Below are 16,646 nucleotides of genomic sequence, written 5' to 3'. Positions count from 1 at the left end.
GTGAAAGCCGTTCGTAAAGAATAGGTGATTTCTTGAAAAGACTGTGAACATTTGAAGAAAGTGTATAATCGTTTAAGAGAAAACGCATGAAGAAAGCGATCATGCTGAAGTGTATTAGCGTGAAGATTTGTCTTTTCTCTCTCCCAAAACATTGTATAAAAAAGGTTACGACTTTATTCTTTTTGCTAACTATGTTGATGCTGAAAAAACTCTTTGTGCTTGTCGACATCATTATAAAAGATGACGTTTTTTTGTTACCAGAAACTTTTTTGGGGTAGAAACGCTATCATGGAGCGGCACAAGTTTCTCTCGCTATATGGTATACAGATAAAAGGATGCTCTACACTTCTAAGATTTTTCTGAAATTAGAAATGAATACGGTTGCTTTTGAGCAGGGCAAAGAGGCTTGTGCGCTTTTTGCAAAAAGATCAAAATGCTATAAAATGTTAGAGTCCGCCTTTTGTCAATCTCTTACAAGAAGCGGAGTCGTTTGCAGTGTGCGTTAGATTGGCAGGAAATCTCTTTAAAACATCGGATTTTATACAGTGTCAGAAGTTGATCCTTGCGGTCTCAGGAGGAGGGGATTCTCTAGCTTTACTGTTTTTGGTTCAGGATCATTTGAAAACTCTCTCTGTTGCTCCAGAAATGATTGCTGTCACCGTTGATCATCAATTGCGTAAAGAATCAGCTTGTGAAGCAGAAAGTGTTGCAAAAATTTGTCATGCCAATCACATTAAACATATCATTGTGCGGTGGGAAGGCGAAAAACCAAAGACGCATATTGCTTCAAGTGCCCGTATTGCACGTTATGATCTCTTGTTTAAAGAAGCACAAAAACAAGGTGCAACGCTTATTATGACAGGGCATACGCTTAATGATCAGGTTGAAACCTATCAAATGCGATCCCAACGTTTTCAAAAGAATATAGCTGCTTTGCAACAAGAAACCGTTGAGGGCACGCGCGGTGAGGTTTATTCTACAGAAACTGGAGAAAATATTACGCAAAAAAACTATGAGTTGATGTATGCGCGTGGTTTATCTTGTATCCCGCGCGAGGCATTATTGCGTCGAAAAATACGCTTGATTCGTCCTCTCCTTGGTGTAAAGCGTAAAACATTACGTGCCTATTTGTGCTTAAAGGGAAAAACATGGATTGATGATCCAACCAATGAAGATCTCAGTTTTGAACGCGTGCGTGTGCGGCAGTCTCTTCATCAAAAAAAATTTACCAGTATTGCTCAAAAGATTTATGAAGCTGGACTTCAGCGCCGTCAACAGGCACAAGATATGGCCGATTTGATCTTAGCTTTAGATATTGCTGTTGAATATGGACGTTGTTTTATTGCAAAGCCTGCGCCATTTTTACAGCAGCATTCAGGTTTTCCCTTTGTTGTTGGGCTTTTCGCGGTGTTGATGGGAGGGGGGGGGTATTTGCTTTCTGGTCAAAAATTGATCACTCTTGTCCAAAAGTTGCATTTCCATTCACCAGAAAAGCAACGCTTTACTCTGGCTGGATCTATTATTGAATATAACAGAAACGGAATCACTTTTTGGCGCGAATCTCGAAACATGAAAGAGGCGGTCGTTGAGCCAGGAAAAACTGTGTTATGGGATGGACGCTACCAGATTACCAACCATGAATCCAATGCCATAAAGGTTGGAGCAGCGGGTTTGGAACAGGTAAAGTCTTTGTTTCAAAGTGGCAGTTTTAATATTGAACATCCTCATTTCCCCTCTTTGCAATCGCTGTTAATGATCTCAAATGACAAAGGATGTGATATTCCAGAGTTGACTTATCAAGCTGTTTTTCACCCAAATATCATAATAAAGCGAATTATGGCTCCTTTCGATTGGCTTTTGTCACGTGAAGATGCTGTTCTTGTTAATGTTGTGGAACCTTTTTTTAATATAGAGGTAAAAAGATAAAGAAAAATCGCTCTAAAAGAGAATAAACATCCTCTCATACCTTGGCAAGGGACAGACAAGGTTATATGTTAAGGGGGAGTGTTTAAAATCTGTATTTGATTAAGTGGGCTGAATATGAATTCCAATTACCGCTCTCTCCTCATTTGGGGAGTTATTGCTTTGATTTTGATTGTATCGTTTTCTCTCTTTAATGGAGATAGTCAACGTTCTGGAGGTGGAGAGATCTCCTATTCTGAGTTTTTGCAAAAAGTCGAGAATAGTGAGCTGAAATCTGTGACCATTCAAGGTCAAAAATTAACAGGGCAAACTGTTGAGCACAGAGTTATTTCAACCTATGCTCCACGAGATCCAGGCTTGATACAAAAATTGGAAAACAAAAATGTTAATGTCAAGGCTATTCCTGAAAGCTCTGGAAACAATATCTTCCTGAATCTTCTCTTTTCCTTGCTGCCTGTTATTATTATTGTTGGGGCGTGGATTTTCTTTATGCGACAAATGCAAAATGGATCACGCGGGGCAATGGGATTTGGGAAATCAAAAGCAAAATTGCTGAATGAAGCGCAGGGACGCGTTACCTTTCAGGATGTTGCTGGCGTTGAAGAAGCAAAGCAAGATCTACAGGAAATTGTCGAATTTTTACGTGAACCACAAAAGTTTCAACGCTTAGGAGGACGTATTCCAAGGGGAGTTTTGCTTGTTGGTCCTCCAGGAACTGGTAAAACCTTGCTTGCGCGTTCTGTTGCGGGTGAAGCTAATGTGCCATTCTTTACCATTTCAGGATCCGATTTTGTTGAAATGTTTGTTGGTGTTGGTGCAAGCCGCGTGCGGGATATGTTCGAACAAGCTAAAAAAAGTGCGCCTTGTATTATTTTTATTGATGAAATCGACGCTGTTGGACGCCATCGGGGCGCAGGATTAGGAGGGGGAAATGACGAACGCGAGCAAACCCTAAACCAGTTGCTTGTCGAGATGGATGGATTCGAACCTAATGAAAGTATCATTCTTATTGCTGCAACAAACCGTCCTGATGTTCTTGATCCCGCTTTATTAAGACCAGGGCGTTTTGATCGGCAAGTTGTTGTGCCAAACCCCGATGTTTCTGGGCGTGAAGAAATCTTGAAAGTTCATGTGCGCAACGTACCTTTAGCCCCTAATGTTGATCTAAAAGTTTTGGCAAGGGGAACACCAGGATTTTCCGGTGCTGATTTGATGAATCTTGTTAATGAAGCTGCTCTTATGGCTGCTAGTCGCAATAAAAGAGTCGTGACTATGCAAGAATTTGAAGATGCTAAAGATAAGGTGATGATGGGGGCTGAACGTCGTTCAACAGCCATGACACAAGAAGAAAAAGAACTTACCGCTTATCATGAGGCAGGGCACGCTATCGTGGCTCTTAATGTACCTGTTGCTGATCCTGTTCATAAAGCAACAATCGTGCCAAGGGGAAGGGCTTTAGGAATGGTCATGCAATTGCCTGAAGGCGATCGCTATTCCATGAGTTATCTGTGGATGATTTCTCGTCTAGCCATTATGATGGGTGGACGCGTGGCCGAAGAATTGAAATTTGGAAAAGAAAATATCACGTCTGGTGCTTCCTCTGATATTGAGCAAGCGACAAAATTGGCACGTGCGATGATTACACGATGGGGCTTCTCTGATCTCCTTGGAAATGTTGCGTATGGTGATAATCAGGATGAAGTCTTTTTAGGTCATTCCGTTGCACGAACACAAAATGTCTCTGAAGAAACAGCGCGTATGATCGATTCTGAAGTGCGTAAGCTCATTGATGACGCTTATGCGAGTGCTACAAAAATTTTGAAAACAAAAAAGAAAGAATGGTTTGCTCTTGCCCAAGGTTTGTTGGAATATGAAACTTTAACTGGGGCTGAAATTAACGAAGTTATTGCAGGAAATCCTCCTTCACGAACACAGAAAGATGACAGTGCTTCTCCCCGCAGTTTCTCTGTGCCTAAGACTGGAGCAGTTAAGGCAGAGTCTGGTAAAACAACGGAAAATAAAACAGATGCTGGTAAAGTAGAGACAGAAAAAGCAGAGCCAAAAGCTGGAAAGAAAACAACAAAGTCCAGTGATGCAAAACCTAATGATGCTGGGTTTAAAGGAGTGCAATCTCGTGGGGTGGAGAAAAAAACTCGAAGCACAAAAAATACTGCCAAAGCAATCAGTCGCTCAAAAAATGAAGTTAGCGCTGAAAAGAAGTCAAATGCTGTAGGAGGTGATAAAGGAAAGCAGGAGCCTTCTAATGATGTTTGAGTGACTATGTTTTGAGGAAAACTCTAGGCAAAATTCTTTGGAAAGGCGCAAGCTTTGCTTGCGCCTTTGAAGCAATTTTTGGAGAATATGTGAACAGAAACGTTGGAAACCGTAAAGCTTTATAGTGTATATGGACAGAGACGTTGATAACTGCGAGAAGGGGTTTTGACAGAGCCTATGAGGTCATTTGGTTTTTTTAAAAAGGGAACCGATCGTATGTATAAAGCATATTAGAGGATCACATTGCTTGAGGTATGGGGTGTAAAAGCATAATTTGTGAAGTCGTGTGGTTTTATGGGAATCGGAGATTTGTTCTAGATGGTGGGTATGATAGGCAATTTTGATCGTCTGAAAAAGTAAAAGGGTGCAAATGATCTCTCAGTGTTGGGGGGCTTGCTGTACTAAGGCTTCTGTTTTGTCAGAGCTGCAAGAGAAGAAGTGTGTATAAAGGAAATAGGGATGGCACAAAAGTATTTTGGTACAGACGGAATTCGGGGAAAAGCCAATTCTTTCCCCATGACACCAGATTTTGCTATGAAAGTGGGGATGGCCGTAGGAGTTTTGTTTCGATCACAACGTCAGTCGCGTCGTGTAGTGATTGGAAAGGATACCCGATTATCTGGTTATATGTTGGAAAATGCTTTGGTTTCAGGATTTACGGCTGCTGGGATGGAGGCTTTCTTGTTGGGGCCTGTGCCGACTCCTGCTGTTGCTATGCTTTGCCGTTCGTTGCGCGCTGATCTTGGGGTGATGATTTCTGCTTCTCATAATCCCTTCTATGATAATGGAATTAAACTTTTTGGTCCCGATGGCTTTAAGCTTTCAGATGATGTTGAAGCAAAAATTGAACAATTGATCGATACAGATCTTTCAAAATCTTTAGCGGGTTGTGCCGAAATTGGCTATGCAAAACGGGTTGAGGGCGATATTTATCGTTATATCGAATATGCTAAACGAACTTTGCCGCGTGATGTTCGTTTAGATGCTTTGCGTATCGTTGTAGATTGCGCCAATGGTGCTGCTTATAAAGCTGCTCCACGTGCTTTGTGGGAATTGGGAGCAGAGGTCTTTGCTATTAATGATACGCCAAATGGTACCAATATTAATCAAAAGTGTGGATCAACCGATTTGGCCTCTTTAAAAAAGAAAGTGCATGAAGTGCGGGCTGATGTGGGGATTGCTCTCGATGGGGATGGGGATCGTGTTCTCATTGTTGATGAAAAAGCGCAAACAATTGATGGAGATCAGTTGATCGCTGTCATTGCTGAACATTGGCATAAAACAGGACGGTTACAGCGCAACGGTGTTGTCACAACCATTATGTCAAATCTTGGGCTTGAGCGCTTCTTGAAAAGCAAAGGGTTGGAGCTTGTGCGGACACATGTTGGGGATCGCTATGTGGTCGATGCAATGCGCAAAAAAGGGTATAATGTCGGTGGCGAAGTTTCTGGGCATATTGTGCTGAGTGATTTTGGGACAACTGGTGATGGATTGGTGGCTGCTTTGCAGGTTTTAGCTTGTATGCAAGAAAGCCAAAGCCCTATGAGTCGTTTGTGTAAGCGGTTTGAGCCTGTGCCACAAATTTTAAAAAATGTAACGATTAAAAACAAAAATGTGTTGAAAAAGGATTCGATCAAAACGGCAATAGATCAAGCAACGCAGCGTTTGGGAAAAAAGGCACGGTTAGTAATTCGTGCTTCTGGAACTGAGCCGGTAATTCGTATTATGGCTGAAGGTGATGAACAGCAAGTTCTTGAGGATGTCGTGGCAGAGATGATTGATGTTATCACGCATCATGATGTTCTTTCAAAAGTGGATGCTTCCAAGAAGCTTGGCTGTTGATGATTATCATCATCGTTGAAGAATAGTTAGAGACCTTGGATATATGATCGATGGGCTAGATCCCCTCGGGTTATGCCCTTGTAGACGAGCACTCTCTTTATTTTGTTGCGCATACAATGATAAAAGCGTTTTTGCTGTTTATAGAGTGATGAAAGCGATCAAGAAGCTTGGCTGTTGATGATTATCATCATCGTTGAAGAATAGTCAGAGACCTTGGATATATGATCGCTGGGCTAGATCCCCTCGGGGTATGTCCTTGTAGGCGAACACTCTCTTTATTTTGTTGCGCATAATGATAAAAGCGTTTTTGCTGCTTATAGAGTGATGAAAGCGATGTAGTTTTGTCTGTTCGCTTCTCGTCTACAAAAATTAACTCTTGAAGGATTAAGGTTGTTACAACATTGGTGGATGGAAAGCAAAAAAAGTGTTTTCTTTCTATTGAGAGAAAACACTTTGGAAATTAAAACAGTGGAGTGACATATATTAATTTGAAGGGTCGTCTTTTTTATCTTTTTTCCACAGAAAATAAGTCGCAAGTCCGAGGATCGGAACGCTCAATTTGGCAAAAGGTAGGTGTTGGCTTAGAAGTGTAAGGCTGGAAAGCGTTGCATCTGTCATAAGCTTATGGTGTTGTTCTTCCAATTTCTTTTGTTGATCGTAGCGTTGATACGCTCTGAGAATGCGACCAATGAAAACACCTAAGCCTGCAAGAAAAAACCAAATGAAAAACATTGTGCTGGCTGCTGCAAGAGGCTTCATGATCGAACATAACGCAATAAAACCGATGATACATAAAAAGAGCAAAGACATGAACAATGAAATGCCAATAATACCACAGCAAATTGCTTGAAGACGTACTTGCTTGACGGTGCTTTTTAGCCCTCCACCGATAAGATGGTTTAAAAGAGGAGCGATAAACTTATGCATTGCTTAACGATGCAATAATTGGGCAAGAATAAAACCAACACCTGCTGCAAACAGAACGCTTGTACCAGGGTTTTTACGAACGCATTGGTTCATGGTTTGTTCAAGATCGCCGATTTTTTCTTTTGCTTGAGACATAATGTCTTCACTATTTTCTTTCGCGGAATTATACAGTTTTTCGGCTTTATTTTTCGCTGTGTTCAATTTGCTTGCACCAAGATCCGTTAGTGTTGAGGTTATTCCTGAAATTTCATTGCGTAACTTCTCTAATTGTCCTTGTAGATCTTTTTCTGCTGCTGTTTTATTATTCTCTGTTGTCTTATTGTTTGCCATGATGCTCTTTCCTTTTCTTGACTCATCATTATTCATTTTATTCGTGTATTTACTGTGATCGTTTGCATTGGAGTAAAACTTTACTGCTTAGGTAACGTCAAACGGTTTTCGTAGTTCCATAGCTTTGTTAAAATTAAAGGTGTTTTTAATAAAATTAATCTTGCTTGCTTATAAGATCAGCTTTACACGCGAATGGTGTAACGTGGGATCCGTTGGGTACTCCCATTTTTCGCTGATAAGGGTATAAGTCGGCTTATCATGGTATTTTTTTCGGTTCTCAATATTACCTAGTCGTGCTCAATATTAGCTAGCCGTGTATGAAGGTAGTTTGGCATGTTGAGTCCTTTTTTAAAATGATCCTGTTGGTGCTTCTTATGGTGTGCAAGCAAACGGCTTTTATGATTTGTATCAGAAGGGGTAAAATGAGAAAATATTCCTGTCTTTTCTGCACTCACTTGTATGATATTTTAAATTATCTTTATAAATCAATATATTGAGTATATATGCAGTTTTCCAGTTAAAGCTATTTTGGCAATAAACTTATTTTTTGGGATAAATTTATTTTATTTTGTATAGAGAAAAATTTCTTGAAAAGTCCCTCTTGAAAGAGGTGTTTTCTGAAATAAAACTATACTTGATTTATCAAGTTTTATTCCTTAAATTGGACGCAGAGTGGTGTTAAAAGGGAAGCGGCATTGTGGGAGAGTGATGCTGCGCAGGGTGGTGATAGAACTGTAAGACAAAAAATAGAAGGCCACAACGGTGTGAAACAGAAATGGAATCTGAAACAGTACCCCTAGACAGCACGTTTGCTGTAGTTGCAGCGCATGATCTTTCTCCTTTTTCTATGTTTATGGCGGCTGATTGGGTTGTGAAAGCCGTTATCGTTATTTTGCTATTTGCTTCTCTTGCATCCTGGACAATTGCTTTTGTCAAAATCATTGAGATTGCTTTGGCAAAACGAAGAGTGCGCCAGGAACTGCGATTGGCTCGTAACGTTCAAACCCTCACACGTTTGGCTGCCAGCTTAAAAGAGAGCAAAGGAGCCGGTGTTTTTTTTCTTAAAGAAGTTCTTAAAGAAGTGTATCTTTCTACACAACAGGTGCATTTTAGCACTGAAAGAACAGGTGGAAGTTCTGCTGAAAGAGCCAGTACAAAACAAGGAACACAAACCTTTGCTGCTGAAAATGTTATCTGCTATGAGAAAATCGATCAGTATGAAGAGGTTGTGCGCGATATTAATGAGGGCGTAAAGGAGAGGGTTCATTCGCTTTTGTCGCGCTGCTTGCTGACTGTTATGCGGCGTATTGCATGTGGGAGCGCTGTTCTTGCAACCATTGGTGCTATTGCGCCCTTCGTTGGTCTCTTTGCAACCGTTTGGGGGATCATGAATGCTTTTATTGGTATTGCTGAATCTCAAACAACGAGGCTCGATGTGGTCGCTCCTGGAATTGCAGAAGCCTTACTTGCAACGGCTATCGGGCTCTTTGTAGCTATTCCCGCTGTTGTTATGTATAATAGCCTTATGCGTGCTCTTAGTGGTTATCGTAATGATCTAGGTGATATTGCTGCTGCGATTGAGAGGCTCTTGAGCCGTGAACTCGATAGACACAGACAACAGAAAAGTCATAAAAAATGAAAGCAACCTTTAATGATGATTGGGATAGAGATGAGAGTGGGTTGCACAACGAGATCAATGTAACCCCTTTTATTGATGTTGTTCTGGTACTGCTTGTTGTTTTCATGGTAGCTGCACCTTTGGCAACATCCGTTATTCCTGTTCAACTGCCTTCTATAACTCAATCCTCCGCTATGGTTCAACTTGATGCACCTCTTTATGTGACTTTGCAAAAAGATCGTTCTCTTTATGTTGGTGATAACCTTGTTAGTCAGACAGCGTTTATAGAAACTTTGTTGAAGGAAACAAAGCACAATTTAGACACAAAGATTTTTATCAAAGCCGATAGAGAAATCGACTATGGTTCTGTCGTGGATTTGTTAAATCAAGTACGCGCTACTGGATACACCAAAGTTGGTCTTATGGGGTTGCAAAAATCTTCCAATGTTGCTGCAGGGAGTGTGATGCGTGATGTTGCAGCAGATATGAAAAGTGATGCGGTAGCGGCTGTGGTGAATGATGCGGTAAACGGCAGTGGTGAATAGTGCGGTTGCTTTTTTAGTTTTGGTCCGAGCCTCTTTTGCAGTTTAGTCTGATGAACCTCTTTATATGACTTTGCAAAAAGACCGTTCTCTTTATGTTGGTGATAACCTTGTTAGTCAGACAGCGTTTATAGAAACTTTGTTGAAGGAAACAAAGCACAATTTAGACACAAAGATTTTTATCAAAACCGATAGCGAAATCGACTATGGTTCTGTCGTGGATTTGTTAAATCAAGTACGCGCTACTGGATACACCAAAGTTGGTCTTATGGGGTTGCAAAAATCTTCTAATGTTGTTGCAGGGAGTGTGATGCGTGATGTTGCAGCAGATATGAAAAGTGATGCGGCAGCGGCTGTGGTGGGTAGTGTGGCGGTGGGGGCAGTGAGTAGTTATGGTAAACGGGGCGATCAAATAGTCTTGTGGTAGAAAAGGTTTCTTCTACCACAGTATAATATACAGAAATTTGTCGTGCATTTATGCTTAGTCGCGTCCTGTTGAGCCAAAGCCACCTGTTCCACGGCTTTTTGCTTTATCTTGTGTTGGACTGCAGTTTTTTTGATCCGACTCAATTGCACAGACATTAACCTGAACAACCGGTGCGATTACCATTTGCGCAATGCGCATCCCGCGCCGAATGGAAAAGTCTTCTTGCCCCAAATTGATAAGAAGAACTTTGACTTCACCGCGGTAATCGCTGTCAATTGTTCCAGGAGCGTTTAGGCATGTGATGCCGTGCTGCAAGGCTAGACCAGAGCGTGGGCGTATCTGTGCTTCGTAACCAGGAGAAAGGTGAAAGATGAGACCTGTTGGAATAAGAGCGCGCTGCCCAGGAGTGAGGACAACCGTTTCATCTTCAGCAAGCGCTGCTCGTAAATCAAGACCAGCGGAGCCCGCTGTAGCGTAGTGAGGAAGTTCTAAACCTTGTCCATGTTCAAGGTGCTGAACCGGTAAGATCATCTGTTGTGATGGGTGAGAAGAACCATGGGAGGAAGAAGAATTCTCTTGGCTGTTCGGATGCGCGTTGGCTTGAGTATAAGGCATAATTAAGGCATTTCCAAAATATAAAAATGGACGCCACTCTAACAAAAGTTCCTCTACAAAACAAGTTGGTAAAACTCTATGAATGAAAGGTGGTTTTCAGCGTTTGTTTTGTAGAGCAAGTGTCTGTTTTATATGCTACCGATAAAGATTCCTGTGGCAAAAACCAGGGTTCCACCAATAATGACCTGTAAAGATGCTCGCCAAAAGGGCGTTGACATGAATTTATTTTGGATCCAGACTATGGCCCATAGTTCAAAAAATACAATGATGAATGCAATAATTGTTGCAACATAAAAAGAGTTTATCAAATAGGGAAGAGCATGACCTAATCCTCCCAGCGTTGTCATAACACCGCTAGCTATTCCTCTTTTAAGTGGAGAACCACGACCTGATAATTTACCATCATCATGGGCTGCTTCTGTAAAACCCATCGAGAGGCCTGCACCAACTGAAGCTGAAAGCCCTATCAAAAAGGTCTTGTGTGTATCACCTGTTGCGAAGGCTGCTGCAAAAATCGGTGCAAGGGTGGAGACAGATCCATCCATTAGTCCTGCAAGACCAGGCTGAACCCACGTTAAAAGCATTTGCCTGTGTTCTTTTGATGGCTTTTTTGTGCCTTTATTCACTGTTGTTGTTTGAGAATTTTCATGCGGGTGCTTGTTTTTCAAAATAGAAGATTGCTTGCACAATGAATCTGTAGCCTTTGCACGATTATTACAAAAAAGGCAAAGAAGTTGCTTATAATTTTCAAGCTCTTGGATGCCCATTGCTGTAAAAACTGCTGCTTGCTTGGAGGAATAAGGCTCTAAAGCTTTTGCGTATCTTAGATAGAGAGCTGCATGTTGTTCTTTTGCCTTGAGTGCTCGAAACATCATTTTTTGTGTCGAACGAAAGGGCAGATACTTACGTTGTACAAATGAAAAAAACGACTTTAACATTTTTTGTTCCTTTGCACTTTAGAATAATTCTAAGATATAAGAGAAAAAAAATGAAAGTCAATCTCAAATTTAAGAGTTGAAAAAAGATAGGAATGAAAAAAGAAGAGTGTTGGTGTGTAAAGAAAGTAAAAAAACTGGTTAGAAAACAAAATAAGTCGATAAGAAAAACTGTGTGGAAAAATTGAGGTAAAGGCGGTTAATTCTGTCGGGGAATCGTTCTGGTGGATTAGAGGGTATGTGAGGAGATGATGTGGTATTGGCAGAGGGGGACACCTGGAAGGGTGAGCGGGAAATTATGCCAGAGAGTGCTATGAGAGAAGAGAGGCAGGCCGAGGAAGTATAGAGTATTTGAGGAGATGGTGCAGTGTGTTGGTAGGAGGCTGGAGGATTGTACCAGAAAACCGTGTTAAGAGATCACATTAGAGGGATCGTTTTTTACAAATGCTTGAGAGAATGTTCTTTGTTCAATTTGATGAAAAGGATAATCTAGAAAATTATTGCTTCAACAGTACAGACACCATTTTATGTACTCAATTTACAAATGTTTTTAAAGAGGAACAATTGAGCATGAATATTGAAGGGGTTTCCAAGAAAAATATCTTAAAAAATTCCTTGAATAAGGTTCAAAAAAACATCTCAAATGACGAGGAAGGGGACAAACTCCTCTGTTCTAGTCTTCTTGCCCCTTAAGGGGAAGTGGGCACCATTGCTGGTGAATATATGGTGATAATAGACGCTTGTTTTTTAAAAGTTAAGAGTGTAAACGCAGCAAATATTTGAGAATTAGAGCTACAATTTTATTAAAATTGTCTCTGGATAATCTTGGAATAACATGCAAGAAACCTACATGACCTGCGGAAATTATTGTGGCGTAATTGCAGATAATCTACGCCTTTTTTATGTTCTATAAGATTATCGTGGGTAAGTAGCTGGATTATAAGGTTGTAATCTCGTCGTAAAAGGCAAAATATAACATTTTCATATAATTTTGCATTTTTAGAGAGCACTAGAATAAGCTGTTTTTTCCAAAATTTAGATAATATTGCATCATGAGGAAACTCGCACCAAAAGTTTTTCCGTAGTGCTGATTTGATTCGTGGTTTTATATGGAGTGGTTTTTTGTAAGGAGTAATTTAAATCATGCTCTCGCTATGCATTGTGGTTCCATCATGGCATGTGGTTCTTTAAATTGGCTTATATCTGAGAAGTAGGTGATGGGGGCAGGAGGCGTTGTATTCTTATCTTCAAGCATGGCAGACTATTCGTGTTTATCGATTCTTTTACTGTGTCTTACAGCTTTTCTATCGTGGGCTTCTTTCAAAATATTGCAAAGAGGTGAAACAGTAAAATGCACGCATCTGTTATTTTTGTCGTTTCAGCCCGGTGCTTGGTGAGGAAAGATGCTGGTACCGGAAGGGATGATGCGCATGTTTTGGCTGGAGAACACGTGTATCCGTGTTCTCGCTCTTGTTTTGCAGTTATGGCTTTTTATGGCCTGAAAGAAACCCTTTTGAAGCAATATAAAAGCTGATGAGCATGAAAAACAGGCTGGCAACGGCATTCCAACCGGCAAAGGAGAGAAAAAGAAAGCGCCAAGATGCCTCAGAACAAGAAGGAGGATGGATGCTGTTCAATTGGTTGAATAGCTGGTTAACGTCTGTTGTTTTTCTTATTGCAGCTGCACTACAGCCGGGAGGTCCTGGCCAAAAGCCATATTCAACACCTGCATGATACACCGCTAAAACAAAACTGATGGCCATTAGGACAAAAACACACCAAAATAAAAGTTGTAGCCAAAAAGACATGCGGGAGCACCATGCCCCTAAACCTGCTAAAATCAAAACTGGTATAGCGGCATAATAGGGAAAACGCTCAATGAGGCATAAATCGCAAGGAAGATATCCTCCAATATATTCAAAACCAAGTGCTAGACCTATTGTGGCAGAGAGACAAAAAGCGAGAAAAAAAGCCCATAAACTTTTCTCTTTTCTGCTTGGTTCAAGATGAAAATGCTTGTTTAAAAGATGCTGAGAAAACAAAAGATGTGTCATTAAGCATGTTCCTTAAAGTAAAAGCTGACTGTTCACAAAAGTTATCAAAATCTTATAGAACAGTAAGAGAATAACACAACCAATCAAGACAATCCATTTGAAATGGTGGAAGAAAAAATCCATTGCTTGATGTCCAAAACGCTGAATAAGCCACGCGAGAAGATAAAAACGAGCTCCCCGAGCAAAAACACAGCTTAGAATGAAAACTGCAAGATGCACACCCATGACACCTGCTAAAATCGTGACAATCTTGATGGGGGGAAGGTGTAAAAAACCTGAAGTTATGAGTAAAATTACAAGAAGTTGCAGTGTCGCGCTGTTTTTTAGCGCTTGAAAACTTTCAACTTTACCGTAAAATTCTAAAATCGGTTTGGCAAGAGTGTCGTAAGCAAAATGCCCAATAAACCAACCGAGAATTCCCCCCAAAACAGAACACACAGTAGCAATAAAAGCATAATGATAAGCCCGTTTGGGTCGCACAAGTGCTAGCGGAATATACAAAACATCTACCGGAATTGGAAAAACAGAACTTTCAATAAAGGCAATGAATCCAAGCCAGTGTGGTGCTGTACGCCTATTTGCCAAGGAAATTGTCCAAAGCTTTAGTCTTTTCAATATCATAAGGGCTCTCATAATTTTAAGAGGTAAAGACTTTATAAATTGTACTCCATAAATCCGATGAGGCAAAAATAATACGGATTCTTAAAAAATGAAAAGTCTGGTGTTGACGAATCTATTCTTCTTCATATAGTGCAAGAAGATAACGGGCAAGTCTGCCCTTTATGACAGTGTGCGGGTGTGGTGGAACTGGTAGACGCGCCAGACTCAAAATCTGGTTCCGAAAGGAGTGTCGGTTCGAGTCCGACCACCCGCACCATTTTAATGGGGACTTCCACTTATTCAGGAAGTTATACTTAAGTGCTGTAAAATATTTTCCTTCAAGACAGTGATGTAAGGCACATTCATGCGTATTAAAAATACAATGGCGTTTATGTCTGTCAGTTTTCTCTTTTGTATTAACAAGGTATAAAATCGCAAACTTGAATGAAAGATGTAGAGCAGGATTTGTCTGTCGAGTCTCTGAAATGAATTACATAAGGGGTCAATAGTAGGAACCCACAGGGAAAAAACAATCTGAAAAACAGGTTAGAATGAAAAGTTCAAGATGCGCATTCATGCTGCCCTTGTCAAAATCATGACAATCTTGATAGGGGAAGGTGTAAAAAAACTGAAGTTATCAGTAAAATTACGAGAAGTTACAGTGTCGTACTGTTTTTTAACGCTTGAAAGCTTTCAGCTTTACCGTAAAATTCTAAAATTTGTCTAGTACAGATTGATGGGGGGCGACGATCTTTATCCTCTAGAGCGAAGAGAAATAAAAGTTATACAATATTAAACAATCTGCCCACTTTGTGTAAGATTGTTATCGTGTTATCAGGTGAAGCTGTGATTTATGCAAAGTCGTGTCAAGACTTCCTTTGAGGCAATGAGAGCAAAATACATGAAACTTTGTGGTTTTACTTATCATCCGCTTTCGCTCAAGCGGATGATATTGGGTGGGAGAAATAACATCTACACCATTTGAAATTGCCAAAATGATTCTTGCTCATTTGGGAGGCAATTCGTTACAAAATCTTCCATGCAAATGGATTTTTTTAAACAACGGTGTGCTCTCTTGGATTCGTGCACCACATTCATAGTAGAAACGGTTTGATAAAAATTTTAAATAGCATATCGCTCATCTCTATCATAAATTGTGCAAACTTGATTTGTTGATTTCTTTCCCACCATGACGAACACTGTTTTACAGCACAATGAACTTTTAGTTTTTTGAGAGCCACTGCTTTAAATGTGTAAAAATATCCTCTATCGCATCTATGAGGCGTGCAAAATCAAGGATCAACAAAAAGATAAAAAATGCTATCCATTTCATACAACAAGACATCATTTTCACACTTTTGTAGGTAATGATCATTTCTTGAAGCATTTCTTTTTCCGTTTCTGTAAGCTCTATTTTTTTCTCAGTTTCTCTTCTGACCATGTTCCCATCCACACAGATGTTCACCCTGCTTATTATGCTTTAAGATATCTCGTGCTAAGCGCGAGCTGATGACGTTGAGATCTTGCTTGTCTAAGTAAATGGGCAACCAACCAACACAAGAAGAATGCTCATTTGTTGCGCAACCAGTTAGCGAGATCAGCACGCACATCAGCGTCACTTTTTTTATTAATTTCATTTTCTACCTCAAGCCTTGTTGTTACTAACTTTAGAGCTTTTTCTGTTTGCTTTTGTTGTTCAACCTTTTTTCCAAGAGTAAAAACTTTTGCTAACATGATAAAAAAAGCGGCTAAAGCCGCTCCTATCATTGTTAAATTTTTTTTCATCCACCGTATCATAAGCGTTGCTCCCAAAACCTTTTAGCAACAAAAAGAAGGCCGGTACATGCTGCTAAAATCATAAAAAGTGCTAATGCCCATTGCATCGGACCATCGCCTGCAAATAAACCTCCAAGCCCCGAAAAAGAACCAATGATTGGGGCAAGAGCTTCTGCTTTGAGAAGCCCCATTGGCTCTTTGGTCTCCACTGTTTGATAATTGGAAGAAACATAAGCCCCTTTAGCCCATAACCCTGCTTCTGCTGCACGACGATGGACGAGACCCTGCAAACGTTTGCCCCCCGCTTTTGTCCATTTCTGTAATTCGGTTGGTACAGCTTCATAATCACCGTTATTAAGCTTCTTTAAAAGTGTAGAATTGCAAAATGCTTCTATTCCAACATTATAGCAAAAGGATACTAATGCCGTGAATTGATAGTGATTCAAAGAGACGATAACAGCTTGTTCAACAGTGTTTTCAAATTGCCTTAAATCTTGGCAAAGAAGCTCTTCTGCTTGCTTTTCAGTGATCGCCATGCCTTTGTGAACAAAAGGTTTTCCAGAGGCACTTGTATGTCCATAACCAATAGTCCACACACCGGTGGTATCTTTATAGGCACTCAAACGCAATCCTTCCCATTGTTTAATGAGTGCAAGTCCTTCTGATGATATTTTTCGCATAAACTTCTCCATAAAAAAAGCCTCACATTAAAGTGAGGCTGACTGACATAATAAAACTAACTTTCCCCGCCCTTCAGGAATAGAAGAGAAGGAAAACTTTGAT

Annotated in this window: 15 protein-coding genes, 1 tRNA gene and 1 pseudogene; 7 read left to right on the top strand and 10 right to left on the bottom strand. The window is 40.4% G+C overall.

The window, feature by feature from the left end; translation table 11 throughout:
- Positions 1 to 495: 495 nt before the first annotated feature.
- The 3 genes from tilS to glmM all read left to right on the top strand — a co-directional run bounded on the left by tilS (position 496) and on the right by glmM (position 6,039).
- A complete protein-coding gene (gene tilS, locus V3564_RS05455) occupies positions 496 to 1,926 on the top strand; it encodes a tRNA lysidine(34) synthetase TilS (RefSeq protein ID WP_455480570.1) in 1,431 nt (476 codons plus the stop codon).
- Positions 1,927 to 2,040: 114 nt separating this feature from the next.
- Positions 2,041 to 4,197 carry an ATP-dependent zinc metalloprotease FtsH gene (gene ftsH / locus V3564_RS05450; protein WP_455480569.1) on the top strand — a complete coding sequence of 719 codons (2,157 nt, stop codon included), beginning with the start codon at positions 2,041 to 2,043 and terminating at the stop codon, positions 4,195 to 4,197.
- A gap of 459 nt (positions 4,198 to 4,656) precedes the next feature.
- Positions 4,657 to 6,039, top strand: a complete 1,383-nt coding sequence (gene glmM, locus V3564_RS05445; RefSeq protein WP_455480568.1) for a phosphoglucosamine mutase — start codon at positions 4,657 to 4,659, stop codon at positions 6,037 to 6,039.
- Positions 6,040 to 6,522: 483 nt separating this feature from the next.
- On the opposite strand, the gene V3564_RS05440 is transcribed toward glmM, so the two are convergent.
- Entirely contained in the window at positions 6,523 to 6,966 is a 444-nt protein-coding gene (locus V3564_RS05440; protein WP_455480567.1) for a hypothetical protein, read from the bottom strand.
- A gap of 3 nt (positions 6,967 to 6,969) precedes the next feature.
- Positions 6,970 to 7,296: a DUF883 family protein gene (locus tag V3564_RS05435; RefSeq protein ID WP_455480566.1), complete on the bottom strand. Its 327-nt coding sequence runs from the start codon at positions 7,294 to 7,296 to the stop codon at positions 6,970 to 6,972.
- Between the two features lie 775 nt (positions 7,297 to 8,071).
- Between V3564_RS05435 and V3564_RS05430 the strand changes: the two genes are divergently transcribed.
- The 3 genes and pseudogenes from V3564_RS05430 to V3564_RS05420 form a co-directional block, all read left to right on the top strand.
- Positions 8,072 to 8,935 (top strand): MotA/TolQ/ExbB proton channel family protein, encoded by an 864-nt coding sequence (locus V3564_RS05430; RefSeq protein ID WP_455480565.1) that lies wholly within the window; start codon positions 8,072 to 8,074, stop codon positions 8,933 to 8,935.
- Entirely contained in the window at positions 8,932 to 9,459 is a 528-nt protein-coding gene (locus V3564_RS05425; RefSeq protein WP_455480564.1) for a biopolymer transporter ExbD, read from the top strand. Before V3564_RS05430 ends, V3564_RS05425 begins: the two co-directional genes overlap by 4 nt.
- Positions 9,460 to 9,508: 49 nt before the next feature.
- Positions 9,509 to 9,883: pseudogene (locus tag V3564_RS05420) on the top strand (biopolymer transporter ExbD); the annotation flags it as partial.
- Positions 9,884 to 9,937: 54 nt separating this feature from the next.
- Here V3564_RS05420 and dut read toward each other — a convergent pair.
- From dut to V3564_RS05400, 4 genes are all read right to left on the bottom strand, one after another.
- Entirely contained in the window at positions 9,938 to 10,498 is a 561-nt protein-coding gene (dut, locus tag V3564_RS05415) for a dUTP diphosphatase (protein ID WP_455480563.1), read from the bottom strand.
- 128 nt (positions 10,499 to 10,626) lie between these two features.
- Positions 10,627 to 11,436: a VIT1/CCC1 transporter family protein gene (locus V3564_RS05410; protein WP_455480562.1), complete on the bottom strand. Its 810-nt coding sequence runs from the start codon at positions 11,434 to 11,436 to the stop codon at positions 10,627 to 10,629.
- Between the two features lie 1,478 nt (positions 11,437 to 12,914).
- Entirely contained in the window at positions 12,915 to 13,487 is a 573-nt protein-coding gene (locus tag V3564_RS05405) for a disulfide bond formation protein B (protein WP_455480561.1), read from the bottom strand.
- 12 nt (positions 13,488 to 13,499) lie between these two features.
- A complete protein-coding gene (locus V3564_RS05400) occupies positions 13,500 to 14,108 on the bottom strand; it encodes a YqaA family protein (RefSeq protein WP_455480560.1) in 609 nt (202 codons plus the stop codon).
- A 171-nt stretch (positions 14,109 to 14,279) separates the two neighbouring features.
- On the opposite strand from V3564_RS05400, the gene V3564_RS05395 reads away from it, so the two are divergent.
- Positions 14,280 to 14,364 (top strand) — tRNA-Leu (locus V3564_RS05395).
- A 945-nt stretch (positions 14,365 to 15,309) separates the two neighbouring features.
- Here V3564_RS05395 and V3564_RS05390 read toward each other — a convergent pair.
- From V3564_RS05390 to V3564_RS05375, 4 genes are read right to left on the bottom strand one after another with little or no spacing between them, the layout of a single operon-like run.
- Complete coding sequence (locus tag V3564_RS05390; RefSeq protein WP_455480559.1) at positions 15,310 to 15,528, bottom strand: hypothetical protein; 219 nt, start codon at positions 15,526 to 15,528, stop codon at positions 15,310 to 15,312.
- Positions 15,509 to 15,724, bottom strand: a complete 216-nt coding sequence (locus tag V3564_RS05385; RefSeq protein WP_455480558.1) for a hypothetical protein — start codon at positions 15,722 to 15,724, stop codon at positions 15,509 to 15,511. The genes V3564_RS05390 and V3564_RS05385 overlap by 20 nt, the downstream gene beginning before the upstream one ends.
- On the bottom strand, positions 15,657 to 15,884 hold the full coding sequence (locus tag V3564_RS05380; protein ID WP_455480557.1) for a hypothetical protein: 228 nt from the start codon (positions 15,882 to 15,884) through the stop codon (positions 15,657 to 15,659). Before V3564_RS05380 ends, V3564_RS05385 begins: the two co-directional genes overlap by 68 nt.
- Positions 15,881 to 16,543: a lysozyme gene (locus V3564_RS05375; protein WP_455480556.1), complete on the bottom strand. Its 663-nt coding sequence runs from the start codon at positions 16,541 to 16,543 to the stop codon at positions 15,881 to 15,883. Before V3564_RS05375 ends, V3564_RS05380 begins: the two co-directional genes overlap by 4 nt.
- Positions 16,544 to 16,646 lie beyond the last annotated feature (103 nt).

The organism is Bartonella sp. B12(2025) (assembly GCF_053795135.1).
This window is presented reverse-complemented; position numbering and strand designations above follow the sequence as displayed.